This window comes from Chloroflexota bacterium, from assembly GCA_013152435.1.
Taxonomy (GTDB): domain Bacteria; phylum Chloroflexota; class Anaerolineae; order DUEN01; family DUEN01; genus DUEN01.
The window spans coordinates 36,930-62,025 of the sequence record JAADGJ010000028.1; the positions used below are offsets into that span (position 1 = coordinate 36,930).

A 25,096-nucleotide genomic window follows, 5' to 3' on the forward strand; every position below is an offset into this window, starting at 1 on the left:
AAATTTGGACACGCCGCTGAGGGCAGTCTCCCTCATGGGTGTTGCCGGGGCAGGGACGATTCATGAATCGCCCCTGCCCACAGGTAGGTGGCGGCAGATCAATTCCCCGCCTGGGAAAAAGCCCACGGGAGGCGCCATTCATGTAGCGCTGCTCACAAAATGGTCTCCCGTGGGCTCACCAACATTAGACAGGGAGACCACCCCGCCGAGCAAGGGAGTGCTGGCGAAATCGCTCCCGTAGCGGTATAATGTGGTCGCATGCAGCCGCTTGCAAGCGCACATCAACGCCTGCCTCGGAGAACGTCATGATCCTGCTGATCCTCGTCATCATCTGGCTACTGCTATGGGGATTGACCCGCCGGCTGGAAGCCCTCGGGCATCTCCCCCTCGGCACCAGATGGGACGTGGCCGCAGCAGGATTCCTCGGGCTGGCGGTGGTCGGGTTCTTCTGGCGCATCGTCTCCGGGCAGGCCTATATGCCCGCCGACGGCGGCGATCTGGCCTCGTTCCTGTATCCCATGTACCACTTCGCCGCACGAACGCTGCGATCCGGTCATCTCCCCCTCTGGAACCCCCACCTCTACAGCGGCAGCCCTTTCGCCGCCGATCCGCAGAGCGGCTTCCTTTACCCCCTCCACCTGGTGGTTTTCCTCCTGGCCCCCCAAATCACCTACACGATCATGGAGGGGCTCAGCCTCTTCCACTTCTGGTGGATGGGATTGGGAACATACCTCTTCCTCCGGGAGCTGCCTCGAGGCCGACGGCTCAGCCGCTGGGCAGCGCTGGCCGGCGCCCTGGCCGTCACCTTCAGCGACCCCATGCTGGTGCACTTCGGGAATCTGAACCTGATCGCCGTGGGCAGCTGGCTACCGTGGACGCTATGGGCGTTCCGTCGAAGCGAGACTGAAAGGGGATGGCGCTGGGCCCTCGTCGCCGGGCTGCTCCTGGGCATCGGGACGCTGGCCGGACATCCCCAGATGACGCTGTTCATCGGACTGACGCTGGCGTTGGACACGGCGATCAGGCTGCTGCTGATGCCACGCTGGGATCCGCCGGCCGCCCTGCAAGCGGTCGGGCGGCTGGCGATCGTGGCGTTGGTCGGCGGGCTCATCGCCGCGCCGGTGTTGCTGCCCGCCTGGGAGCTCACCCGATACACAGCCCGTGCGAAGTGGGACTACACGCAAACCGTGGGGTTCTCCCTCAGCCCGGCGCAATTCATCGGGTGGGTCATGCCCGGCTTCTTCGGGCGCGGCCCCCAATTCCATTGGGGGCCGTGGGATCGAGTCGAGATCGGGTATCTGGGCATCCTGCCGCTGGTGCTGGCCGCCCTGGCCGTTGAGGCGCGGCGCGACCGCATCACGTGGCGGCTCCTGGGGCTGGCCATCGGATCGTTCGTGATCGCCCTGGGCATCTACGCGCTGCCCCACGGCTGGCTGACCTGGGTCGTGCCCGGCTTCGCACAGCTCAGGGCCCCTGCGCGCATGCTACTGGTCACGGACCTGGCACTGGCCGGGCTGGCGGCGCTGGGGATAGACACCTTGCTACGCGAAGGAAACAAGGTCCGAGAGCGGATGCGCTGGACATGGCGGGGAACCTGGGCGCTGGCCGGCGGGCTTGGGCTGTTCGCGCTGGGCCTTTACCTGGCGCTCATCACGAAGCAGGACGCCGACCCCGGTGTCGTCCTTCACATCGCCGTAGCCCTCATCTCGGCCATGCTCAGCCTGGGATTCGCCATCGCCTCCGGGATATGGCTGGCCGCCTGGCGCCCCCGCATCGCCAGGCGCACCACATTGGCCTGGATCGCCCTGGCGATCATCCTGCTGGACCTGGGCAGCGGCGCCTACAACGACCTCAGCGGACAGGAGCCCACCCGAGGGTTCGACCACCCCGCCCTGGTGGCGTTCCTGCGCTCCCAACCCGGCCCAACCCGGATCGACGCTCGCACGGGGATCCTGGACCTGTGGCAACCCAGCGCAGCGCTGGTGCACGGCCTGGACGACGTATGGGGCACCGTGAACCCGCTGATGCTGACAGATTACCAGCGATACTGGGAGAACATGGGCGGCCGCTCCAGCCGTCTGTACGACTTACTGAACGCCGGGTACGTGATCGCCCGCAAGGACGTCGTCCTGGACTGGGAGAAGTTTGAGCTCGCCTTCGACGGCGATCCGGCGCTGAACGTGTATCGCAATCGGTCGCCGCTGCCACGCGCCTGGGTGGTGTACCAGGCCGCCGCCGTCCCGGATCATGAGCAAGCCTGGCAGGCCATTCACGCCCCCACCTTCGACCCCACGCGAGAGGTGATCGTGGAGGGAGGCAGCTCGTTGTCGTCCCCCGGAGGGGACATGACAGCAGCCACGTGGAGCCCGGAGGGCCCCAACCGGGTGCGCATCACGGCGGATCTGGCGGCGCCGGGCTACCTGGTGATCAGCCAGACCTGGTACCCGGGATGGCAGGCCCGGCTGGAGACGGGCGAGCGGGTGCCGGTGTTGCGGGCCAACTACATCTTCCAGGCGATCCCGTTGCCCGCCGGGCGGCACGAGGTGACGCTCACGTACCGGCCCCGGCTCTGGTGGGTGGGAGTAGGCCTGGGGTTGCTCACGTGGATAGGCGCCCTGGGCACGCTATGGGCCACACGAAACCAAGGGCGATGAGGGATCCCTCGCCTGACAGCCGACGACCCGCAAGCCCTGCGGAGGGCTCGCCCCTTTCGTCATCGCCTCGTTTTGGTCCCCCTCACAGATTATGGTACAATGATGTTGCTTATTGTAAGCAGTCTGAATTTCCCCCATTCGATCGTCGGGTGGGGCCCCGTCGGGATTGGTCGCTCCCGGCGGAGGAAAAGAATTGAGCGACCCATTGGCCGGCCTTGATGCGACCACGGCCGGCGTATTGGTATCCTAAAGCATATTGAGGAGTATTGGGTATTTCGTGAGTAAGAGTAGCAATAGACATCGCAAGGGAAGACGTACCTGGCGGCGGATGGACCTACATCTGCATTCTCCAGCCTCCGCCGATTGGGCCGAGCCCGACGTCACATTTCTTGATTGGCTGTACAAAGCCGAGATGCGAGGGCTCGACATCGTTGCCATCACCGACCATAACACCGTAGCAGGCGTCGCCCGGCTGCGTGAGGAGATCAAGCGGCTGACCTGGCTGGAACAACAGAAGCGGCTACGTCCACAGGAGAGAAGGGCGCTGGACGAATATCGCCGCCTGGGCGACAAACTGCTGATCCTGCCGGGATTTGAGTTCACAGCCACCTTTGGGTTCCACATCCTGGGTATCTTTCCCCCGGAAACCCCGGTCCGTGAGCTAGAGTATCTCCTACTGAAGCTCAACGTCCCGCCTGACAAGCTGGACGAGGGCTCCACAGAGGTGGGGCCCACGACGGACGTGCTGACCGCCTATCGGCTGATCCACGAGGCCGGCGGGCTGGTGATCGCGGCCCATGCCAATTCGGCAAATGGAGTGGCCATGCGAGACTTCCCATTCGGCGGCCAGACCAAGATCGCCTACACGCAAGACCCACACCTGCACGCGCTGGAGGTGACGGACCTGGAGAGCCGCAGCCGGCGGGCCACCGCCCGCTTCTTCGACGGCTCCAAGCCCGAATATCCCAGGCGCATGCATTGCATCCAGGGCTCCGATGCCCACCGGCTGAATCGGGACCTCAAGGACAGACACCAGCTGGGGATCGGCGATCGCGTCACCGAGATCCTGCTGCCCGAGGTCAGCTTCAAGGCCATCAAGGCGGTCTTTGAGGGCAACGATTTCGCCCGGACCCGGCCCTATCGCCCCACCCGGGAGCCCTACGACCACGTCCTGGCCGCCCGTGAGCAGGGGCCGAACATCGTCCAGTCGTTCCACGAGAACCTGACCCGCAAGGGCGGTCGGCTGCACGCCGTGCTGGCCGATGTTGTGGCCTTTGCCAACGCCCAGGGCGGCACCATCTACATCGGCGTCAGCGGGACGCGCAAGGGGCTGCCCTCCGGGGTGGACAAGCCGGAGGAGGCCATCACCCTGCTCAAGCAGGAGATCCAGCGCAAGGTCACCCCGCCGCTGGACGTGACGGTGGACGTCATGGAGAGCCAGGGGCGCCCGGTCGTGCGGGTCGTCGTGCCCGAGGGCCAGGACAAGCCCTATTGCCTGGATCAGACGCACATCTACATCCGGCAGGAGAGCGAGACCAGCCTGGCGGTGCGTGACGAGATCATCGAGCTGGTGAAGCAGGCTCTACCCAAGCCGGAAATGCCCTCCGCCGCCAAGCCCGAGAAGCAAACCCAACAGGCGGAGCCTCCCGCCCGGACGGACCGCATGGAGCCCCCCAAGGTCGGTGTGCAGATCCTGGACACCGTGGAGCGGAAGGGGGTCCTCTACCACACGCTGAAGGACCTCCGCAACAACCAGGTCGTCCAAAATGTCACGCGAGCCTCGGCGCGGAAGCTGTGGAACTACGCCATCAGCCAGCACGAGTCCAACTCGCTCAACCCGCAGGACATCACCTGGCGGGGCAACATCGGGCTGTGGCGCCAGCAGAAGCGAGCGGGCAAGATTCGCTACGACCTGGTGCAACGCATGCCCGATGGCTCGATTGAGGTGTACTACGGGGTCACCGAGGAGGGCATGGAGGGACCCTGGCGTCAGTTCCTGCCCGAGGAAGAGAGCGACTGATATCCGGATGGGTCAAAGCTGCGAGGGCACCACGTAGAGGACGATCACCACGGCTGCCCCCCACAGGAGCACGGAGAGCAAAAAGGGGATATCCCGCAGGATGAGCTCGTCCGGCGCGCCGCCCAGGCCACGCACGTGGATCAGATACAGGTACCGGAACATCCCGTACAACACGAAGGGAACGGTCAGCATCATCAGATGATTGGGCGGCAGGTTGGGGGCGGAAAAGGTATACAGCGAATAGGCGATAATGGTGGTGCTGGTCACCAGCGAGATGAGCTGATCCAGGAAGGGCACCGTGTAGTGGTCCAGGATGGCACGATGCGCGCCGGCGTTCTCCGCCAACAAGGTGATCTCATGGCGTCGCTTGCCCAGAGCCACGAAGAGCGCCAACAGCGTCGTGCAGACATAGAGCCAGGGCGAGAAGCGAGCGACCTGCACGACCACGACGCCGGCCACCACCCGCAGGACGAAGCCCGCCGCGACGCTCATCACATCGATGATGACGATGTGCTTGAGATAGAATGAGTACGCCAGGTTCAGCAACAGGTAGGAGAGGACCACCCACCCCAGCGCCATCCTCGTCGCGAACGCACCGCTCAGCCCGATGACCGCTAATACCACGGCCCCGACGACCGCGACGCGGGGGGAAAGCTCACCGGATGCCAGGGGGCGACGCCGCTTGTCCGGGTGCGCCCGATCCTTTTCGATATCGGCCAGGTCGTTGATAATATAGACGGCGCTGCTGAGCAGGCAGAACCAGACGAAGGCCGCCAGAGTGTGCAGGAGCGCTGGCACCTGCGTCAGCTTGCCGTCAAAGATCAGCGCGGCAAAGACGAAGGCGTTCTTCGTCCATTGCCGCGGCCGCATGGTCTTCAACAACGCTCGAGCCAAATCGATCGTTCTCCCTTCCCGAACCCATCAGACAGCCGGACGTGGCGGGGCGATGGGCACCCTGCTGGCGCATGTGTCCCAGGCACGGCACCCCCATCGAAAAGGATGCACCTCTCACCCGTGCCCTTCCGCCTGGCCCCCGGAAATTTCAGGAGCGAATTCTACGCTACACTCGCGTGATCGTCAACTTCCAGGCGCGTGAAAAGGCGGGGTGCCACCTGGCCAGCGGCCTTGATGATGGCGGGCTAGAGCGTTGCCCTGCATGTCGACGGCCCGTCTGGGCCACCCCAGGGATGCAACCGCACGGCAAAAGACGAGAGGAGATGACAGACCGACGCAAGATACGGCTGGACGTGGAAATGGTCCGGCGTGGGCTGGCGGAGAGCCGCACCCAGGCCCAGGCGCTGATCATGAGCGGGCATGTGCGTGTGGATGGACAACGGGCGGACAAGCCCGGGCGACACATCACACCCGACGTCCAAATCGAGGTGACGGAGCCGCTGCCCTACGTCAGCCGGGGTGGGATCAAACTGGCCGCGGCGCTGGACGCGTTCCACATCGTCCCCAAGGGATGGGTATGCGCGGACGTGGGGGCCTCCACAGGCGGGTTCACCGATTGCCTGCTCCAGCGCGGCGCCGCCCGCGTCTACGCCATCGATGTCGGCTATGGCCAGCTGGCGTGGTCCCTGCGCAACGATCCCAGGGTGGTCGTCCTGGAGCGCACCAACGCCCGCTATCTGAGCGCCCTCCCCGACGACGCCCAGGTCGACCTGGCGACCATCGACGTTTCCTTCATCTCACTGCGCCTGATCCTGCCCGTCGTGAAGGGGTGGCTCAAGCCCTCTGGACGGATCATCGCCCTGATCAAACCCCAATTTGAAGCGGGGCGTGATCAGGTCCAGCGCGGCGGCGTCGTCAAAGACCCCGAGGTGCACCGACAGGTGCTCCTGGGCATTCTGACCTTCGCCGAGGAGCAGGGCCTGAGCCTGCACGGGCTGACCCCATCCCCCCTCCTTGGGCCCGCCGGGAACATCGAATTCCTGGCCTATCTGCGCAAGGATGCGCCGCCCTCGCAGGAGATCGAGAGCGCTGTCCAGCACTGTCTGGAGATGGCTCCACACAGTGAAAGCAGCAGGAAAGAGGTAGGTGTCGAATGATGCGCTCCCGCCGTAATCGACTCATCCTCGTAACCGCGATTCTGCTCCTGGTGGCCTGGACCGTTTGGGCAGCACGCGGAGGCCTTTACCCCTATCTCATCGCCCTCCTGATCGGCTATGTCGTGCATCCCGTCGTCAACTTCCTCGACGAGCACATGCCCGCGCCTCTGCAACGCGTTCGGGCCTCCAGACCGCTGGCTATCATCATCGTCTACCTGCTCATCATCGGTATCATGGTCACCATCATGGCCTTCCTCGTCCCGTTGATCCTCCGACAGCTCCAGGATCTGCTCACCGCCCTGCCCGATCGGCTGGAAAGCGCCCGGGCACGCATGAATCTGGGGCTGACGGACTGGTATCTGAACGCGTGGGAATACGTCGGCGGGCTGGCGGAGCAATATTTCGGCATTCGGCTGGAGGAGGTGGCCCAGGGCAACCTGCGCCCCCAAGTAGAGCAATGGATCCTTTCCTGGATCCAACAGATGGCCGCATTGGTGGTCACCGGCGTACAGCAGGGGATCACCCGCTCCCTGTCCGTCATCACGAACACGGTCAGCTTCGTGCTGGGCGTCCTGATCCTGCCCTTCTGGCTGTTCTACATCCTCAACGACCAGGCCCGGGTGCTCTCCGGGATCATGCGGCTTATCCCGGAGCGTTATCGGCTGGACGCTCACTTCCTGGGGAGGGCCGCAGACGGGGTCCTCAGCGCCTACATCCGTGGCCAGCTCCTGCTCTGCCTGTTCATCTTCGTCATCGACACGATCGGACTGGCCATCGTGGGCGTGAACTACCCGCTGCTCCTGGGGCTGATCGCCGGCGTGCTGGAGATCTTCCCCTTCATCGGCCCCATCCTGGGCGCCATCCCGGCACTCCTGGTCGCGCTGCTGCAGTCGCCCAGCAAGATGTTGTGGACCCTGTTGCTCTTCGCGGGGGTGCAACAGATCGAGAACATCTTCCTGGTGCCCCGCATCCAGGGACAGAGCGTGCAGCTCCACCCCGCACTGATCATGCTGGTGCTGGTCATGGGAAACGAGCTGGCCGGGATCTGGGGGATGTTGCTGGCCGTGCCCCTGACGGCCATCGTGCGGGACGTTTTCAAGTATCTCTACCTGCGGATGTCCGAGGAGAACCTGGATCCGCCGGCCGCGTTCGCCCGTATCCAGCGCAGCGAGATCACCCTGGAGATATAAGGCAAGAAAAAAGGCGCCGAGGATATATGCCTCGGCGCCAAAACGATCCTATGCTGTGGCCCTAGATCAGTTCTCGCTTACAGGGCGGATCCCCAGATAGATGTGATCCCCCGTCAACGTCCGCAAGATCATCTCAGGCGTCCGCCACTGGATCACCTCGTGCATCTCTCGCGGCGACATGGGACGATTCCCGTTGACCAGCAACAGGCGAAAGGCGGCCGCCACCAAAGGGACCTGCGGGGTGATGAACTCCGCATGCTTGGCACAGCAACTCCGCAGACACTCCAGCAGAGCATCCGTCTGCTTCACCTCCGCCGTGTCTGGGTCCACCCAATCCACCTTCTCCGTCTCCCGATGGGTGGGAAACCGCTCCTTGCACTCGGGACAAAGTTGATCGCGCAGATACAGGCGGAAGTTCAGGCCGTTTCGCTCCCACCACTCCTGGTCAATGTAAAACTTCGTATCCACCGTGGGTTTCAACCAAATCATCGTCCCTCTCCCGCCTATTCCGTATTCAACGCGTAGTAGCCGCCACCCATCTCCCGATACGAACGATCCGACATCAGTGCGGCAAAGATCGGCCCGGGGGCGCAGCGACGAACCATGTTGATGGCGGAATACAGCGTCTTGGCGTGCACGGTCCCCTGAGGGCTGAGCTTGGCCAGCTCTGGGAACACCATCGCCAACAGGTCGGAGACGTCGGCGCCCTGCTCATCCAGCTGCACGCGCAGCGCCTCCAGTGCGTCCGGGTCCTTCTCCCCGACCAGGACGTGCTCGTCGTACTCACAAGCGATGGGCTGCTTCTCCATCTGGAAGGTCAGCCGACCATCCTCCACACTCGCCATCCGGGTCCACTCCCGACGCATACGCCGTGGGCGGAAGTCCACCGTGATCTCATTGGGGTCGGCGGTACGCTCCAGGGTGATGTACGCCCCCACCGGCAGCTTGTGCTGCTCGAACCAGGGCGCCAGCCCGCACACGTACCGGCCCTCATACACGATCCACCCCTGAAAACGCTGTCCCCAGCGCCCATCGATGAAGGTGATCACCCCCCGGCCGCGATCTCCCGGAGGGAAGAAGGATCGCGTGCGAGCGCTCAGCGGCAACGTGCCCGCCTTCCAATGCGGATACGTCAACACGACCGTCGTGCTGGGGATCATGCCCGCCGAGTCGGTGCTGATCCCACCCTCCGTCCACTCGTCGTCGAGCTCCCATTCGACCTGGAGGAGCTCCACGCTCAGGAAGGCACGGTTGTAACGGACGGGTGTGTAGACGAGCCACTTCGGCGTGCTCAACGCCTCGGGTGGCTCCAATCGCCGCAGGAACCACAGCTCGCCCTCTCGACCATGTACCAGATCGAACCGATCGTCCTGCTGCAGCGCCACATTCAGGGAGAACTCCTTGACCGGCTCCGGTATCTCCTCGGGCAAATCCAGCTCGGCCAGGATCTCCTGCACGCTCAAGGGCTGCCCCTTCACCTCGATCAACGCCTCGGCCAAGTTCAAGTGGCCCACATGGATCTCGGCCAGCAGCCCGTGTAGCATCCACTGATCATCGTAGCACACGAACTCCGAATCGGGCCGCTGCAACGCCTCTACCAACAGCTCTCGCACCCGATCACCGTAGGCCTGATACAGTTCGTCGGGCGAGATCAGATGGGCCGCCTCCCACAGATCGGCCCCGTTATCGTCCGCCCGGTTCAATTTGTGGGGCGTCTTCAGATTGGCCGCAAATTCCCGAGGCTCTTCCTCGTTCTCAAATTGCACGGCGATGACATCGAATTCGCCATGCTCCGGGTTCCGCCCCGGCCGCACCGAGACGACCGTGCCCAGGCGATAGTCGAACACGGGGAAGACCAACTGCTGGCCGACCTCATAGCGTTCGCGTGGCTGATAGACCACGCCACGCGACAACTCCGCCCGCATCCGCTCTTCCTCGAGCTGGCAACGACGGCGGATCACCTCCAGCACCATCTCTTCGGTAGAGATCGGGCTGTTGCGCTCCAGAATCAGATTGTACAGGTGCTCGAGGTCTTCCTCCGTCACCTCGAATTCCTGCTCCCAATACTCCGGCGTCTGCGTCTTCCGCTGTAACACGCTCTTGACCCTCCACGGCAAAGCCACACAAGCTATGGTCGCCCCCCTCGAGGACGACCGGACACGCGCAAAGTCATTTTATTCCCAAAAAGCAATTATACCAGTAGGCATAAGGAACGCCAAATTGCATGAGCGATCAGGGGGATCTCCCCGTCCCAACGGCCTCACACCGTCTGGTGCTGGGTCAGCATGACCCCGCCAAGGACGAGGGCAGCCCCCAACGCCGTCATCCAGGTGAATGGCTCGCCGAGGAACACCACGGCCAGGAAGGTGGAGATAATGGGGATCAGGAAGAGGTAAGTGCCCGCCCGGGACGCGTCGCTCTGCTCCAACACCTTCCACCACCATAAATTCGCCAGGGCGCTACTGCCGAATCCCAGGACCCAGAGGGCTCCCTGCGCTCGCACGGAGATGGGCCATGTCCACCCCTCCCACATCGCCAATGGGAGCAGGAACACAGCCCCGAACAGGGCGGCCAACCCCGTCACGACGGCGGGTGAGTACTGGGCCACCACCCGCTTTCCGTAGACGGAGTACACCGCGGCACATAACGCCGCCAGCACCGTCAGGCCATCGCCCAGCCAGGATCGTCCCCCAAGGGCCAAACGCCCTCCCTGAAGGCTGACCAGGGACACGCCAACGAAGGAGACGACGATGCCGAGGACGGCATGTCGCTCCAGGCGCTCTCCCAGCCACCACACCCCCAGGATCGCGATGAAGATGGAGGTCACGTTGATGACCAATCCCACATTCACCGCCGTGGAGAACCGGAGGCCGAAATTCTGCAACACGTAAAACAGACAGATGCCGACCAGCCCCAGCCAGGCGAACGCCCGCCAGCGTTCGTGCAACGCCCTCCGCACCTCGGAGGTATATCCCATCAGGGGCAGATAGAGGGCGAAGACGAGGACGGCCAGAGACCATCGGCCGAAGGCGACGGCGAAGGGGCCCAACTCCTCCAACGCCACCTTGGTCAGCACGAAGCTCGCCCCCCACAAGGTGCACACCAGCAGGGCCAGCGCGTACACACGGAACCGAGGCCAGGACATCACGCGGGCGATCATGGGCCTGCCTGCCATCACGCGACCTCGGGGATGTCCTTCATGCTCAACGACAGGACCTGCGAGACCCCATCGGCCCCCATGGAGATCCCGTAGATCGTGTCCGCCACCTCGACCGTCCCCCGATTGTGCGTGATGACGATGAACTGCGTGCGATCGGACAGCGCCTTGAGCGTCTCCCGGAAGCGATGAATGTTGGCCTCGTCCAGGGCCGCATCCACCTCATCCAGGATACAGAAGGGAGGCGGGTTCACCTCCAGCAGCGCGAAGATCAATGCCGCAGCGGTCAGCGCACGCTCGCCACCGGACAGGAGCGCCAGGGACTGTGCCCGCTTCCCCGGAAGCCGGGCGATGATCTCAACCCCCGTCTCGTTGACGTTGTCCGGATCGGTAAGCTCCAGCCGGGCCGTGCCTCCGCCGAACAGCCGGGTGAAATGCTCGCGGAACCGCTTCGCCACCTGCTCAAAAGTCTGCCGGAAGTCGCGTTCCATGAGCTCATCCAGCTCGGCGATCGCCTGCTCCAGCGTCGCCACCGCCTCCTTGAGGTCGGCCAACTGCGTCGAGAGGAACGCATGGCGTTCCAACATCTCCTCGTACTCCGCCGGGGCGTTGGGGTTCACGTTCCCCAACCGGCTGAGCTGCGTGCGCAACCGCCGGATATCCCGCTCCAACCCCTCCGGCAGCGCGGAGACCGCCGGCAGGGATTCCACCAGCGGATGTAGCGGCAGGGGCGGCTGATCCACAGCGCCCGCGCCGGGCTCCAACTCCACAAGCTCGATCTCCCGCCGCAACCGCTCCACCTCATCCCGGGCCCTCTCCAGGGCCAGTTGCACTCGGTGGTGGTGATCCTCATCCTGACGCACCAGCCGGCGAAGGAGCGCCTCACGCTCCTCCTCGCTCGCCTGTTCGGCCGCCAGCCGATCCGCCTCCGCCTGAGCGGGCTCGATCTGCCCCGCCAGCCGATCGATCTCGGCCTGCAACGCCGCCACCGAGCGCTCCAGACCCTCCACCTCGGCGGCGAGCTGCTGACGTTCGGCCATCAGGTCGGCCAGGCGCTGCTCCCGTGCACGCCATTCGGCCTCGACCTGCGCCAACGCCTCACGGGCGCTCCGCAACAGCGCCTCCTGGGAGCGCAATTCGGCCTCCGCCGTCGCAGCCGCCGCCTGGGCCGCCGCCGCCCGAGCGGCCACCTCGCTATCCGCCAACGCCTGCAGGGATGCCTCCGCCTCCGCCAGCGCCTGCGCCCGAACGGCCCGATCCGCCTCCAGGTCGGTCAGGGCTTTGCGGAGCTGCGCCATCCGCTGCCCAGACCGATCGATCTCCTGCTCCGCCTGGGCGGACAATGACCGATACCACTCTAACGACTGACGCGCCCGATCCAGCGCGCGCTGTTGCTCCTGCAACTGGCGCTGCAGCGCCGCCCGTTCATCCGAGATCGCCCCGATGGCCCGCTCGAGGGAACGGACGTCGGCCTCCGCCTGCTGATACGCCTCCTGCCAGCGCTCGACGCGCCGCTGAGCCTCCGCAACCGCCTGCTCCGCCTTCTTAATCTGCTGGGGCAGCGTCTGACGTTCGCGCTCTCGGGCCAGCATCCCGCCGTCGCGTCGCTCCGTCCGACTCCCGCCGGTCACGCTGCCACCCGGCCGGACGAGATCCCCCTCCAGGGTGACCACCTGCGCTCCCGTTTCCAGGCGGGCGAACACCCGCCTGGCGGCCGGGAGATCCTCCACGACGATGATGCGGCCCAACAACAGCCGTACCACGGCATCCAGGCGGGGATCGGCCGACACCAGCTCCGCTGCCACGCCCAGCACACCCGGCATGCGCGGCGCCCGAACCGGACGCGACGGCCGCAAGTTGTCCAGCGGCAGAAATGTCGCGCGCCCTCCCCGCACCCGCTTCAGATAAGCGATCGCCGCCTCGGCGTCATCCCAGCGCTCGACCACCACATCCTGAAGACGCCCTCCCAGGGCCGTCTCGATCGCCACCTCCAGCTCGGAGGGCACGTGCAGCAGTTCGGCCACCGTGCCTACGACGCCGGACAGCTCCCGACGGGAGCCTCGTGCGGCCTGAAGCACGCGACGCACGCCGGCGTACAGCCCGGCCCCCTCCTCATGCAGCCGGTCCAACAGGTCCAAACGCGTCCGAAGCTGATCCAGACGGCGCCGGGCGTCCGCCAGGGCAACGGAGGCCTGCTGCTCCTCACGTCTCGCCCGGTCTGCCGCGTCCCGGGCGGCCTCCAGCGCCTCACGCCGCTCCGACAGCCGCCGGGCACACTCCGCCAACGCAGCCTCGGAGGCCTTCACGTCCTCTTCCAGGCGAGCAGCCTCCTCCTCGGCCCGGGCCAGCTTCCCGGCCAGCTCCGCACGCTCCTGAGCAGCGCTCCGGTCCCGTTCCTCTAACTCGGCGATGCGGCGACGCGTCTCCTCAATGGCGGCATCCACCCGCACCAGGGCGGCCTGGGCCCGCTCTAGCTCCTGACGTCGGAGGCGACGTTCCTGCTCCTCGGCCTCCGCCATCCGCCGGGCCTCCTCGGCTGCCCGTGCCGCCTCCTCCGCCTTCGCCCGCGCTTGCAGCACGGCCTCCTGCGCCGCCTGAACCTGCTGGGATCGCGCCTCCATGCGCTGACGCAGCCCCTCCACTTCCCGCGTCAGCTCCTCCGCCCGCAACCCCAGCAGACGGTACCGCTCGCCGCTCACGGCCAGTCGACGCTGCACTTGCTCGGCCTGGCGATGCAGTGCGCTGCTCTCCTGATGCCAATTCCCCAATCGGTCACGCAGCTCCGTCTGCCGCCGACGCAGCTCCACGATGTGCGCCTCGACCGCCGAGAGGGCCTTCTGGCGTTCGGCTAGGGACGCAGCGGCCCGCTCCGCCTCCTCCTGGGCCTCCTCAAGCCGCCGCACCGCCCGGTGCCACTGATAGCCGTACCAAACCCGCAGCGCCGCCTCCAGGTCGGCGGACACCTGGCGCCACTCCGCGGCGCGCTGCGCCTGCCGCTCTAGCGATCGCAGCCGTGGCGCCATCTCGTTCAGGATGTCCTGCACCCGGACGAGGTTCGCCTGCGTCTCCTCCAGGCGACGCAACGCCTCATCCCGCTTGGCCTGATGCACCGCGATGCCGGCCGCCTCCTCGAACAGCGAACGGCGCTCCTCCGGCCGCAACGCCAGCGCCTGATCGACCAACCCCTGGCCGACCACGGTGTACGTGCGCCGGGCCAGCCCGGAGTCGCCCAGCAGGTCCTGGATGTCCCGAAGGCGGACCCGGCTATCGTTCAGCCGATACTCGTTCTCCCCCGACCGATAGGCGCGCCGGGTGATAGAGACCTCGGAGAAGTCCACCGGCAGCCAGCCATCGGCGTTGTCCAAAACCAGCGTGACCTGGGCCATCCCCAGACGCGCCCTCTGCCGGGTCCCGGCGAAGATCATGTCCTCCGTCCGGCGAGCGCGCAGCAGCCGATACGACTGCTCGCCCAGCACCCAGCGCACCGCGTCGGCCAGATTGGATTTCCCGCTCCCATTCGGCCCCACGATCGCCGTGATGCCGGAATCGAAGACGAACTCCGTGCGCGAGGCGAAGGTTTTGAAGCCCTGCAGCGTCAGTCGTTTAAGCCGCATATGCGCCCACACATCGACCCGGAATACCCACCTGATCTCTCCACGCAAAGCGCATTTTCAAACCAGCGAAGAGTATACACCGGCTAGATTGCGCCTGTCAACATGAAAATCCTATAATGTTAGTACAGCGATACCTCACACGGAAACGGCTCCCAGCCCGGGGAACCAGGCTTGGGAGCCGAACGGAAGCACGCCGCAAGGGACGGCGATCCCGTCCCCGCTCACTCCTGCGCCAATGCCATCAACGCCCCATAGCGCAGCCCGCGGGAGCTGATCACCATCTGTTCGACCTCCAGCACCTCCATCAGCGTGGCGAAGATGGCGGCGCCGGCCACGATGACATCCGCACGGGCGGACGGCAACCCCGGCACCCGGCGTCGCTCCGCCCGAGGCATGCGCGCCAGCTGATCCAACAGGGTGTTCACGCGCGGCGCGGAGAGCACATACCCGTGGACCTCGCCCACCGAGCCACCCGTCTCCACCAAGTCGATGGCCGCCAGCGTGCGGGCCGTGCCCCCCGTCGCGACGACGGTGCGTCCCTCCACCGAGGCCGGGTTAAGCACCGCCGAGAGCACATCACGCACGAAGGAGCGCAGCTGGGCAAGCTCCTCCTCCGAAACCGGGTCGGAGGCCAGGAAACGCTCGGTCAGCCGGGCGCCGCCCAGGTCCAGGCCCAAACGGGCGTCGATCCCCTCCGGGCCGCCCAGCACCACCTCCATGCTCCCGCCGCCGACGTCTACGGCCATAAGCTGGCGCCCCGCCAGCATCTCATCCTCGACAATGCCCCGGAACGTCAGCTCGGCCTCCTGATCTCCGGTGAGCGAGCGCACCTCCACGCCCGTCATCTCCTGGACGCGAGCGACGAACTCAGCTCCGTTCTCCGCCGCACGCACGGCGCTGCTGGTAAAGGCCACCAGGCGCTCGATCCCATCTCGGGAGGACTCCAAAGCGAACTCCGAGATCGCGGCCAGAGTGCGCTCGATGGCCGCCGGGGCCAGTCGGCCGGACTGCCCTACCCCCTCTCCCAACAGGGTAATGCGCTCCTCGTCCTTGATCACCTGCTCGATCCGGCCATCCCGGAGCGCGGCCGCCAAAAGCTGCACGGAGTTGGTGCCGATGTCGATCACGGCCAGCCGCCGGGGCGGGGCTTCGACCATCATCTGCCGGGCCAGCACGGCCGCTCCCAACACCACGGCATCGTCGCCCAGCTGGGCGCGCACGATCTTGACCCCCTCCATGGCGTTGGGCATAGCGTACTTCTGCGCCACCTTGCGCACACGATCCAACCACTTATCGTCCAGAGCCTCGATCACGCCGCCGCCCAGGATGATCACCTCCGGCCCCAGCAGGTTGACGATATTGGCCACGCCGATGCCCAGGCTCTTCATCGCCCGCTTCAACACGGAGATGGTCAGCTTGTCCCCGCGAGCCACCGCCTTCGCCAGCACGCCGCTGGTGATGCGGCTCAGGTCGCCCTTGGCGAGGTCGGGCAATATGCTCTTCTCCCCGCTTTCAATGGCCTCCCTCAGATCACGGACGATAGCCGTGCGGCTGGCCAGGGCCTCCAGACAGCCACGGCGCCCGCAGCCACAGCGGGGGCCGCCGATCCGGATCACCATATGTCCCACCTCGCCCGCGCTGCCATTGCGACCGCGATGCAGGTGTCCATTGATGATGATCCCGCCGCCGATGCCGGTGCCGACGAAGATGCCCACCACATCCCGGGCGCCGCGGCCCGCCCCCAACGCGTGCTCTGCCAACGTGCCCATGTTCACATCGTTCTCCAGGTACACGGCAAGCCGTTGCCGCAAGGCAGCGGCCAGCGGCACATCCCGCCAACGCAGATTCGGGGCGAAGCGCACCACGCCCGCCTCGGCATCCAAAACGCCCGGCGCGGCGATCCCCACAGCGCCGATGTCCTGCAAGGTCAGCCCGGCCTCCTTCACAGCCGTCCGGGCCGCATCGGCGATACGAGCGATGACCGCCTCCGCCTGGCGATGCGCCTGGGTGCGCACCTTGGCTCGGGAGAGGATCTTCCCCTCCGCATCCACCACAGCCGCCAGGATCTTGGTCCCGCCCAGGTCCACCCCGACCACGTGGCGGGCCTCCGAACTCGATCGATTTGCTGTCACACTCCCCTCCTGCCCCCGAAAGCGCAGAGAAGCATCCCCGGATCTCCTATTCCCATGACGCCGCCTGCTCCGCCAGGGCATCCACCAGCGCCTCGAACCGCTTCAGATCACGTCGGCGCCCCTTCTCCGGCTTCACCCGCAGGCTACGGATCGCCTCCAGCATCGCGGTCAACGCCTCCACCCGAGCCTCCTTATCCAGATCCTCGCTCATCAGATCGGGTGAGGAGACCGCCTCCTGGACCTGCGTGATCCGTCCCTCCAGTCGCATCCGAAACATGGCTACGGACTCTCGCAGATCCGCCCGCACTTTGTCCAACTCGGCCACGAGTTCCCGGCGCAGCCGCTCCTCGTCCACCGAACGAGAGGACGAACCGCTCGCAACACGCTTTCTCGCCATGACACTACGCCTCTCCTAGCAGGGCCAATACCCGCGTCTGAAGATCCCGGGAGATAGCTCGAATGGACCGATTGCCGTTGATCACCTCGAAGCCATAGCGCTCCTGCAGCCGCCGGAACGCGACCCGCAACATCCGTTGATACTTGATGAAGGACTCGAAGATGTCACGGGACAGCCCGAGGTCCATCCCCGCCTCCCAATAGTCCAGCGTACCCGCCTTCTGGAAGTTCCGCTCCACCAGATTGCGAGGGCTCACCTGAAGGAAGAAGACGGCATCCGGCACCAGGGCGATGCCGTACACCCCCTCCAGCCATTGCATATCCGCCCCCCGTACCAGGTCACGCGCCATCAGCGTGTAGATGTATCGGTCGGCCAGCACGATGAAGCCGGCCTTGAGGGCCGGGATGATGCGATTTTCCAACTGGTCGGCGAAGTCGGTGGCATAGAAGAGGCTACGCGTGGTCGGGCTGAGCACATTCCCCTGCTTCGCCTCCTCCAGCTCTCGGCTGATCAGCGTTGACCGGCTGAGCCCGACGTTGTTCACCACCGCGTGGCCGCGTCGCTCCAACACCTCGGTCAGCAACGCGATCTGCGTGGAACGCCCGCTGCCATCCGCCCCTTCGATCACGATCAACTTCCCGATCAAGCTCTCCGGCGTGACGCCGGGGATCCCCTCACCGTAAAACGCGTTCATCGTCATCGGCGCGTCCTCCACCGGAAGCGGGCCAAATCGATCTTCTCCTCCACCACCTGCCGCACTTCCTCCTGCTGTTCCTCGATGGGCCGGGCCGCATCGATCACCGTGAAGTCGAACTTCTCCACCATGCTCAGGTACTGTGCCTGCACCCGGTCCTGGAAGAGCTTAAAGCTCTCCACCGGATCCGGGGAAAGCCCCAGGTCCATACCCGCCTCGTGATATTTCAGCTTCGTGCGACTGCTCAGGATGCGGTGCACGGCCACATCCAGCGGCACATGGAAGAAGAAGGTGATATCCGGCTGCAAGGCGAAGCTGTACAGGTTCTGCACCCATGTCGGGGAACACCCCCGCGCCACATCCCGAGCCATGGCGGTGTAAATATATCGATCGGCCAGAACGATGAACCCCGCCTTCAGCAACGGCAGGATCTGGCGTTCGTATCGATCGGCGAAGTCGGTGCTGTGGATGAGGGAAAACGTGATGGGGGTCAGCAATTGCTTCTTCTTACCACGTCGCGTCGCACGACGCACCATCTGCGAGGAGTTCCACTCGGTGAAGAACACCTTCAACCCTTGCAGTTCCAGCCAACGCCGCAACAGATAGATCTGCGTTGACTTCCCGCTGCCGTCCAGGCCCTCCACGGCGATCAGCCGGCCGGGCGGCCTAGCATCTCCCGTCACAACCATAACGTGCTCCTTGCGAAAAGTATCACCCGCTGGGACCTCCGGACCAGGGGGGAGCCATCCCGCACGTCGGGTCCCATCCTCGCCACGAGAGGGTGGCCATCCACCATCCCCCTCAGAGCGTGTCTGAAAACTTACCGTGCAGAAACAACGGCTTTTCTCAGACACGCCCTCAGGTTACCGTCATTATAGCAGATTTCAGGCAAAGTGACACAGCGGCGATGATTGCCAATGGAAAAAGCACTCCCCCGCCGAACCTCAGGCGGTGCAGATCGTGAGGACTACCCCTTGGTCCGGGCGGCGGGGAGGGCGAGGAGCCGGAGGCTTGCATAAACCCGCTGGATGAGGCACACTGAACACCACACCGGGCCTGCCTTTCCCGACGATCGCGTGGAGGTGCGACGATGAAGGTGACCTTCCTGGGCACAGGTGCAGCGGAGGGGATCCCCAGCTTCGGATGCGATTGCCCTCGATGCGAGGCAGCGCGCGAGCCGGGGGACAAGAACAGGCGGCGGCGCTCATCCCTGCTCGTGAGCGGGGCCGAGCACAAGCTGCTGGTGGACACGCCGCCGGAGATCAGCAACATGCTGGATCACGGGGACTTCTCGGACATCTCCGCCATCCTCCTCTCCCACGAGCACTACGACCACGTCGGCGGGCTGATGGAGTTCGAGTACTGGTGCAACCGGGTGCTCCATGCGTTCGCTGGATATGACGTGCTGCCGCAAATCCGGCTCACCCCCCGGCTATCGACGATGATCCTGCTCTCCGAGTTCGAGTCCCACGCCCCCATCGTCTTCGGATCCCTGCAGGTGATCCCGTTCAAGGTCATGCACCACGTGCCCTGCTATGGGTTTCTCTTCGAGGAGGACGGCAAGCGGATCGTCTACTACAGCGACAGCAACGACCTGCTCAGCGAGTTCCACCTTCGGCTGCTCGCCCAGGCCGATGTGGCCATCTTCCACACCCCCGACTTCGAGCAGACGGAGCACCACATCAGCGTCCTGGGCCTGGAGGATCTCCTGCGATCCTACCCAACCCGCCAGGCGGTGATCACGCACATCAGCCACCACAACCGGAAACACGAGGAGCTGGTCGCGGAGCTGAGCAGATACAACATCCTGGTGGCTTACGACGGGATGGAGATAGAGGTGTAGCGGGGAAAATAAGGCGGCGGGGCATATCCAGACGCCCCGCCGCCATTGCGATGACTTTACTCGTCCAGCTTCAGGCAGATATGCAACTCATCCAGCTGGCGCTGGGACACCGGCGAGGGCGCCCCGGTCATCAGGTCTGTAGCCTGGGCCGTCTTGGGGAAGGCGATGACCTCCCGGATGTTGTGCTCGCCCGCCAGGATGGCCACCAGCCGATCGATGCCAGGGGCGATCCCGCCATGAGGGGGCGCGCCGTACTCGAACGCCTCCAGCATATGGCCGAACTGCGCCTGGGCCTCCTCCGGCGTGATCCCCAGCACGTCGAACATCAGCGCCTGCTGGTCACGGCGGTGGATTCGGATGCTGCCGCCGCCCACCTCCCAACCGTTGCACACGATGTCGTAGGCCTTCGCCTTGGCCTTGCCCGGGTCGTAGTCCGGCCCCGGCTGCAGATACTTCCAATCCTCGTCCAAAGCGGCCGTAAACGGATGATGCATGGCGGTCCAGCGCCTCTCGTCCTCATCCCACTCATACAGCGGGAAGTCCACGACCCATACGAACGCCAGCTCATCCGGATCCATCAGGTCCAACCGGCGCCCCATCTCCAACCGGAGATGCCCCAGCGCCTGAGCCACAACGTCCGGCTGATCGGCGACCACCAGCCCGAGATCGCCCGGCTCCAACTCCAACCGCTCGATAACCCCGGCCGTCTCCTCTGGCGTCAGGAACTTGGCGATGGGAGAGCGCAGCCCCTCGTCCGTGCGGATCAACCAGACGAGCCCCTTGGCGCCATGCTGCTGGGCGAAGGCGGTCAGCTCGTCCAGCTCCCGTCGGGAATAGCTCCCACAGCCGGGCGCCCGGATGCCCCGGATCCGTCCCCCGCCGGCCGCCGTCGAGGAGAAGACCCGGAACTGGCTGTCGGATAGCAGGTCGGTCAGCTCCACGATCTCCATGCCGAAACGCAAATCCGGCTTATCCGTGCCATAGCGGGCCATCGCCTCCTCGTAGGTCAGCCGGGGGAACGGCTTATACTTCAAGTGCTTCCCCGTCTCCGGCTCCAGCGCCTCCACCATGCCGATGAACAACCCCTCGATCAGGTCGAGTATATCATCCCGATCCACGAACGACATCTCCAGGTCCAACTGGGTGAACTCCGGCTGGCGATCGGCGCGCAGGTCCTCGTCCCGGAAGCAGCGGGCGATCTGGAAGTACCGCTCGATGCCCGCCACCATCAGGAGCTGCTTGAGCTGCTGCGGCGACTGCGGCAGCGCGTAGAAGCAGCCGGGATGGACACGGCTGGGCACGATGTAGTCCCGTGCACCCTCCGGCGTGCTCTTGATCAGGATCGGAGTCTCCACCTCCAGGAAATCCCGAGCGTGCAGATAGTCCCGGATATATGTGACCACCTTATCTCGCAGCTCCAGGTTGCGCTGCATGCGCGGCCGCCGCAGATCCAGATATCGGTAGCGCAGACGCAGCGCCTCGTCCACGGGCTGATCCTCGTTAATATAGAACGGAGGCGTGCGGGATGGATTCAGGATGGTCACTGCTGAGGCGGCCACCTCGATCTCGCCGGTGGGCAGCGCCGGATTGATCAACCCCTCCGGCCGGGCGCGCACCTGTCCGACCACCTGAATGACGTACTCATTGCGCACGGTATCCGCCGTCCGATGCGCCTCCGCCGACAGCGCCGCATCACACACGACCTGGACGATCCCCCAGCGGTCGCGCAGATCCAGGAAGATCAGACCGCCGTGATCACGGCGGCGATGCACCCAACCCGCCAGGGTCACCTGCTGACCGATATGATGGGTACGCAGCTCGCCACACTTGTGGGTCTTCAGCATCATCCATCTCCAAAACAAGCGCTCCGGCCGCCTCCTCTCACAATCCGACCAGCCCGGCGCGGCAAGAGCGCAAAGAATAGGTACACACTAGAAGGGAATCAGAGGGATTATACTGCCGGGATTTGGAAAGCACAAGCCACCACCGGAGCGGCCGTGCCCCTCCACGGCATCCCCTACCCGTACCGTTTCTCGAAATCCCGCAGGAACGCCACCAACGCCCGCACAGCCTCGATGGACTGCGCATTGTAGAGGGACGCTCGCAACCCGCCCACGGATCGATGCCCCTTCAGCCCGACGAGCCCGATCTCCTCGGCCTCGCTCACAAACCGCTTCTCCAGCTCCTCATCCCCGCCCCGGATGCGAAATACCACGTTCATGCGAGAGCGGTCCCCCTCCGCCACCGGGACGTCGTAGAAGTCGCTGGCGTCGAGGGCATCGTATAGGGCTCGGGCCTTCTCCTCGTTGCGCCGCTCAATGGCCTCCAATCCCCCCTCCCGCTCGATCCAATCCACCACCAGGCCGATCATGTAGATGCCAAAGGTCGGCGGGGTGTTATAGAGGGAACGCCGCTGCACGTGCGTTCGATACTGCAACATCGTCGGCAGATTCTTGTCCGCCCGCTCCGCCAGATCGCGCCGCAGGATCACCACGGTGACGCCGGCCGGGCCCATGTTCTTCTGCGCGCCGGCGAAGATCAGGCCGAAGCGGGAGACGTCGATCCGACGAGACAGGATATCGGAGGACATATCGGCCACCAACGGGACGTCTCCTGTATCCGGGAACCACGCCCATTGGGTCCCCCGGATCGTGTTGTTGGACGCCATGTACACGTAAGAGGCATCCCCATGCAGCTCGATCTCCTCCGGCCGGGGCAACCGCCGATACTCCTCATCGGCCGTGGAGGCAGCGATGCGATAGGACGCCAACTTCTCCAGCTCGGCGATGGCCTTTTGGGTCCAATTGCCCGTGTCGATCACATCGACCGGCTTCCCCTCCAAAGCCAGGTTCATGGGCACCATGGCGAACTGCAGGCTGGCCCCGCCCTGCAGGAACAGTACCGCGTACTCCTCGGGGATGCCCAGCACACGGCGCAGCCCGGCCTCGGCCCGATCGAGGATGTCCTCGAACGCCTTGGACCGATGGCTCATCTCCATGACCGACATGCCCAAACCGGCGTAATTCAGCAACTCATCACGGGCCCGCTCCAACACGGAAACCGGCAGCACGGCAGGCCCCGGATTGAAATTGAAAACTCGGCCGTACATGGTTGATCTCATCCTCCGCCGATGTTGAGATGCGGGGATCGACGACGTAGCGCCGCCCCCACATGAACGCCATCCCCCGGTAGAGGTGGAATATCGCAGATCGGCTCGGCCTACGAAACGATGCCGGGCGGCGCACTATCGCACATAGATGGGATTGCTGAAGATCCAGGCACGCCACCGTCCCCAGGCCCGACGGTACACCTCCACCCGATACACGCCAGGCCGGGAGCTGACGAAGCGCATCTGATCGCCATGTGCCTGCGCGATCACCTCCCCATCACGCAGCAGGCGAATACGCCCCGCCCGTGGCAGCCACACCTCGAACCACGTGCGTGGTCCGGCCGGCAACGTGTCCCCCATGATGGCCACGCGATCCCCCTGGGAGGCCCGGAAGCGGAACCCCGTCGTGAGGGCCGGCATGTCATAACCGACCCAACAATGCCCTTGCCGAAGCGCGTCCAGGACCAGCGCCCGATCGTGCTCCAGATCCCCGGAGAACGGCTCCCGGGCCAGGATATGCGTGTTCACGGCCCGGAAACACGTCTCATATGGGAGCACGGTCAACATCCACGGGCCAAACCGATGATACGTCGCATGTGAGTCGGATCCCCCCAACGCCACCACCGGCCGCTTTTGCGTCAGGACATCCCACTTCGCCAACGTCTCAGGCCACGGGCCGGTGGTGAACCATTGCGGCCGCTTCACGATCAGCAACCCCAACAGGCGGTTCCACGCATAGGCCCGGAACTCCGACATGTAGTTCCACAGCTCGATCCCCGTGTACCCGTTCACCTCCCAATTCCTCCAGGGATACATGTCCCGGAGGAGGCGGGAGTTCCGCTCGTAAGGATGGGCCAGGAAGCTCAGGCCGCCCTGGCTCTCGACCGCATCGATCAACGCCTGGGGGTCCCGCCCGAACCGGGTCACATCCTCGCGCACGCCCAGACACAGCAGGTGCGTCCCCTCGGGGTTGCGCTGGGGGTCGTGCACTTCCTCCCCCACCAGCACGAGGACGGAGCCCCGCCATCCCTCCTCGGCCAGGAGCAATTTGTTATGATCGGTGATCACGAGGAAGTCCAGGCCCGCCCGTTGGGCCGCCTGCACCAGATCGGAGAAGGTGCCCGTGCCATCGCTGGCGACGGTATGCATGTGGATATTCCCGGAGAACTCATACCAGCAGGTCACGACGACGCCTCATCATCCACGGGGGGCTCCTGTTCCTCCGGCGTCTCCTCGGCCTCCTGCTGTCTCGCCAGCTTCGAGAGGTAGGGACGGCGCACGGCGGGTCGCCACGTGACGGATTCATCGCCCAACTTCACCTTGCGGGCGAAGATCAGATAGGCGGTGTGGGCCACCATGCGATCAGCGGGCCGGAACCGATCCGGGACGGGCTTGTACGGCCGCAGGGACAGCTCCTCGACCTCGATCTCGGCGAAGCCGCCGTGGGATTCCAAGGCCGCCAGCAGCTCGATGACCTGATTGGCCGTGGGCACCAGGCTGCCGAAGAACCCGCCCTGAGTGAGCGCCTCGTACGCCTGCGCCAGATAGTCCCAGGGCGTGCGCAGATCCAGGAAGCAGGCATCCACATCCCGCTCGTCGAACCCCTCCGCGATGTCCCGGGTCCGAAACGTGACGTAAGGCAGCAGGCCGATCCGCCCCAGGTTACGCTCCGCCAGCGTCTGCATCTCCGGCCGGGCCTCGTAGGAGTACACATGCCCCTCCGGCATGACCGCTCGCGCCATCGCCAGCGTCAGCCCTCCGCTGCCCGTGCCAGCCTCCACCACCCGCCGCCCGGAGAAGAGGTTGAGGCGCAGGACGATATAAGCCGCATCTTTGGGGTAAACGATCTGCGTGGTGCGCTTCAGCTGCAGGATCAGGTCATGCGTGGATGGTTCGAGCACGAGATAGGGGTAGCCCGTATGGGTACGGATCGTGCATCCCAGCGGCTGCCCGATGATGTCATCGTGCCGGATCCGGCCGCGATGGCTATGCCACTCCCCTCCCGCCTGCAGGCGGATCAGGCGGCGCCGGCGATCCTGGCCCACCAGCAGAATCAGGTCGTTCTCCTGAGCAATCCGCACGCTTCCCATCCCCTCGCCGCTTATGAAAGGCTGCGCCCAGCGCGCAGCCAGAGGCGATTATAACGTATGGCATGCCGCCGGGCAACTTCGTCGCTCCTCCGGCGGCGTATCCCAACACGCTTCCTCCAGCTCCCCGCGGCATCTCCCCCAAAGT

18 protein-coding genes are annotated in these 25,096 nt (G+C 65.1%); 5 read left to right on the forward strand and 13 right to left on the reverse strand.

Going from position 1 to position 25,096, the window contains the following annotated elements:
• The first annotated feature begins 305 nt into the window (after positions 1 to 305).
• Both GXP39_03730 and GXP39_03735 read left to right on the forward strand, forming a co-directional pair.
• Positions 306 to 2,654, forward strand: a complete 2,349-nt coding sequence (locus tag GXP39_03730) for a YfhO family protein (GenBank protein NOZ27150.1) — start codon at positions 306 to 308, stop codon at positions 2,652 to 2,654.
• A 328-nt stretch (positions 2,655 to 2,982) separates the two neighbouring features.
• The gene (locus tag GXP39_03735; protein NOZ27151.1) at positions 2,983 to 4,674 is read left to right on the forward strand and encodes a transcriptional regulator; all 1,692 of its coding nucleotides are present in this window, start codon (positions 2,983 to 2,985) and stop codon (positions 4,672 to 4,674) included.
• Between the two features lie 12 nt (positions 4,675 to 4,686).
• Here the strand turns inward: GXP39_03735 and GXP39_03740 are convergent, their stop codons facing one another.
• On the reverse strand, positions 4,687 to 5,568 hold the full coding sequence (locus tag GXP39_03740; protein ID NOZ27152.1) for a decaprenyl-phosphate phosphoribosyltransferase: 882 nt from the start codon (positions 5,566 to 5,568) through the stop codon (positions 4,687 to 4,689).
• Positions 5,569 to 5,891: 323 nt separating this feature from the next.
• Between GXP39_03740 and GXP39_03745 the strand changes: the two genes are divergently transcribed.
• Together GXP39_03745 and GXP39_03750 are read left to right on the forward strand one after the other, a co-directional pair.
• On the forward strand, positions 5,892 to 6,725 hold the full coding sequence (locus GXP39_03745) for a TlyA family RNA methyltransferase (GenBank protein ID NOZ27153.1): 834 nt from the start codon (positions 5,892 to 5,894) through the stop codon (positions 6,723 to 6,725).
• Positions 6,722 to 7,915: an AI-2E family transporter gene (locus GXP39_03750; GenBank protein NOZ27154.1), complete on the forward strand. Its 1,194-nt coding sequence runs from the start codon at positions 6,722 to 6,724 to the stop codon at positions 7,913 to 7,915. The genes GXP39_03745 and GXP39_03750 overlap by 4 nt, the downstream gene beginning before the upstream one ends.
• A gap of 66 nt (positions 7,916 to 7,981) precedes the next feature.
• Here GXP39_03750 and GXP39_03755 read toward each other — a convergent pair whose 3' ends face one another.
• The 8 genes from GXP39_03755 to tmk form a co-directional block, all read right to left on the reverse strand.
• Positions 7,982 to 8,404, reverse strand: coding sequence for a hypothetical protein (locus GXP39_03755; GenBank protein ID NOZ27155.1), 423 nt, complete (start codon positions 8,402 to 8,404; stop codon positions 7,982 to 7,984).
• Between the two features lie 14 nt (positions 8,405 to 8,418).
• Positions 8,419 to 10,011 (reverse strand): hypothetical protein, encoded by a 1,593-nt coding sequence (locus GXP39_03760; protein NOZ27156.1) that lies wholly within the window; start codon positions 10,009 to 10,011, stop codon positions 8,419 to 8,421.
• 164 nt (positions 10,012 to 10,175) lie between these two features.
• The gene (locus GXP39_03765) at positions 10,176 to 11,090 is read right to left on the reverse strand and encodes a DMT family transporter (protein ID NOZ27157.1); all 915 of its coding nucleotides are present in this window, start codon (positions 11,088 to 11,090) and stop codon (positions 10,176 to 10,178) included.
• Entirely contained in the window at positions 11,090 to 14,686 is a 3,597-nt protein-coding gene (gene smc, locus GXP39_03770) for a chromosome segregation protein SMC (GenBank protein ID NOZ27158.1), read from the reverse strand. Before smc ends, GXP39_03765 begins: the two co-directional genes overlap by 1 nt.
• A gap of 221 nt (positions 14,687 to 14,907) precedes the next feature.
• Positions 14,908 to 16,899 carry an ROK family protein gene (locus GXP39_03775; protein ID NOZ27159.1) on the reverse strand — a complete coding sequence of 664 codons (1,992 nt, stop codon included), beginning with the start codon at positions 16,897 to 16,899 and terminating at the stop codon, positions 14,908 to 14,910.
• On the reverse strand, positions 16,865 to 17,215 hold the full coding sequence (locus tag GXP39_03780; GenBank protein ID NOZ27160.1) for a hypothetical protein: 351 nt from the start codon (positions 17,213 to 17,215) through the stop codon (positions 16,865 to 16,867). The genes GXP39_03775 and GXP39_03780 overlap by 35 nt, the downstream gene beginning before the upstream one ends.
• Positions 17,216 to 17,219: 4 nt before the next feature.
• Positions 17,220 to 17,909 (reverse strand): thymidylate kinase, encoded by a 690-nt coding sequence (locus GXP39_03785; GenBank protein ID NOZ27161.1) that lies wholly within the window; start codon positions 17,907 to 17,909, stop codon positions 17,220 to 17,222.
• A gap of 2 nt (positions 17,910 to 17,911) precedes the next feature.
• On the reverse strand, positions 17,912 to 18,598 hold the full coding sequence (tmk, locus tag GXP39_03790; GenBank protein ID NOZ27162.1) for a dTMP kinase: 687 nt from the start codon (positions 18,596 to 18,598) through the stop codon (positions 17,912 to 17,914).
• A 401-nt stretch (positions 18,599 to 18,999) separates the two neighbouring features.
• Here tmk and GXP39_03795 point away from each other — a divergent pair, with 401 nt between their 5' ends.
• Positions 19,000 to 19,752 (forward strand): MBL fold metallo-hydrolase, encoded by a 753-nt coding sequence (locus GXP39_03795; GenBank protein ID NOZ27163.1) that lies wholly within the window; start codon positions 19,000 to 19,002, stop codon positions 19,750 to 19,752.
• 56 nt (positions 19,753 to 19,808) lie between these two features.
• On the opposite strand, the gene aspS is transcribed toward GXP39_03795, so the two are convergent.
• From aspS to GXP39_03815, 4 genes are all read right to left on the reverse strand, one after another.
• Positions 19,809 to 21,596, reverse strand: coding sequence for an aspartate--tRNA ligase (aspS, locus tag GXP39_03800; GenBank protein NOZ27164.1), 1,788 nt, complete (start codon positions 21,594 to 21,596; stop codon positions 19,809 to 19,811).
• 173 nt (positions 21,597 to 21,769) lie between these two features.
• Positions 21,770 to 22,861: a 3-phosphoserine/phosphohydroxythreonine transaminase gene (gene serC, locus GXP39_03805; protein NOZ27165.1), complete on the reverse strand. Its 1,092-nt coding sequence runs from the start codon at positions 22,859 to 22,861 to the stop codon at positions 21,770 to 21,772.
• A 135-nt stretch (positions 22,862 to 22,996) separates the two neighbouring features.
• Positions 22,997 to 24,046 (reverse strand): CehA/McbA family metallohydrolase, encoded by a 1,050-nt coding sequence (locus tag GXP39_03810; GenBank protein ID NOZ27166.1) that lies wholly within the window; start codon positions 24,044 to 24,046, stop codon positions 22,997 to 22,999.
• The gene (locus GXP39_03815) at positions 24,043 to 24,942 is read right to left on the reverse strand and encodes a tRNA (adenine-N1)-methyltransferase (GenBank protein NOZ27167.1); all 900 of its coding nucleotides are present in this window, start codon (positions 24,940 to 24,942) and stop codon (positions 24,043 to 24,045) included. The genes GXP39_03810 and GXP39_03815 overlap by 4 nt, the downstream gene beginning before the upstream one ends.
• Positions 24,943 to 25,096: the final 154 nt, after the last annotated feature.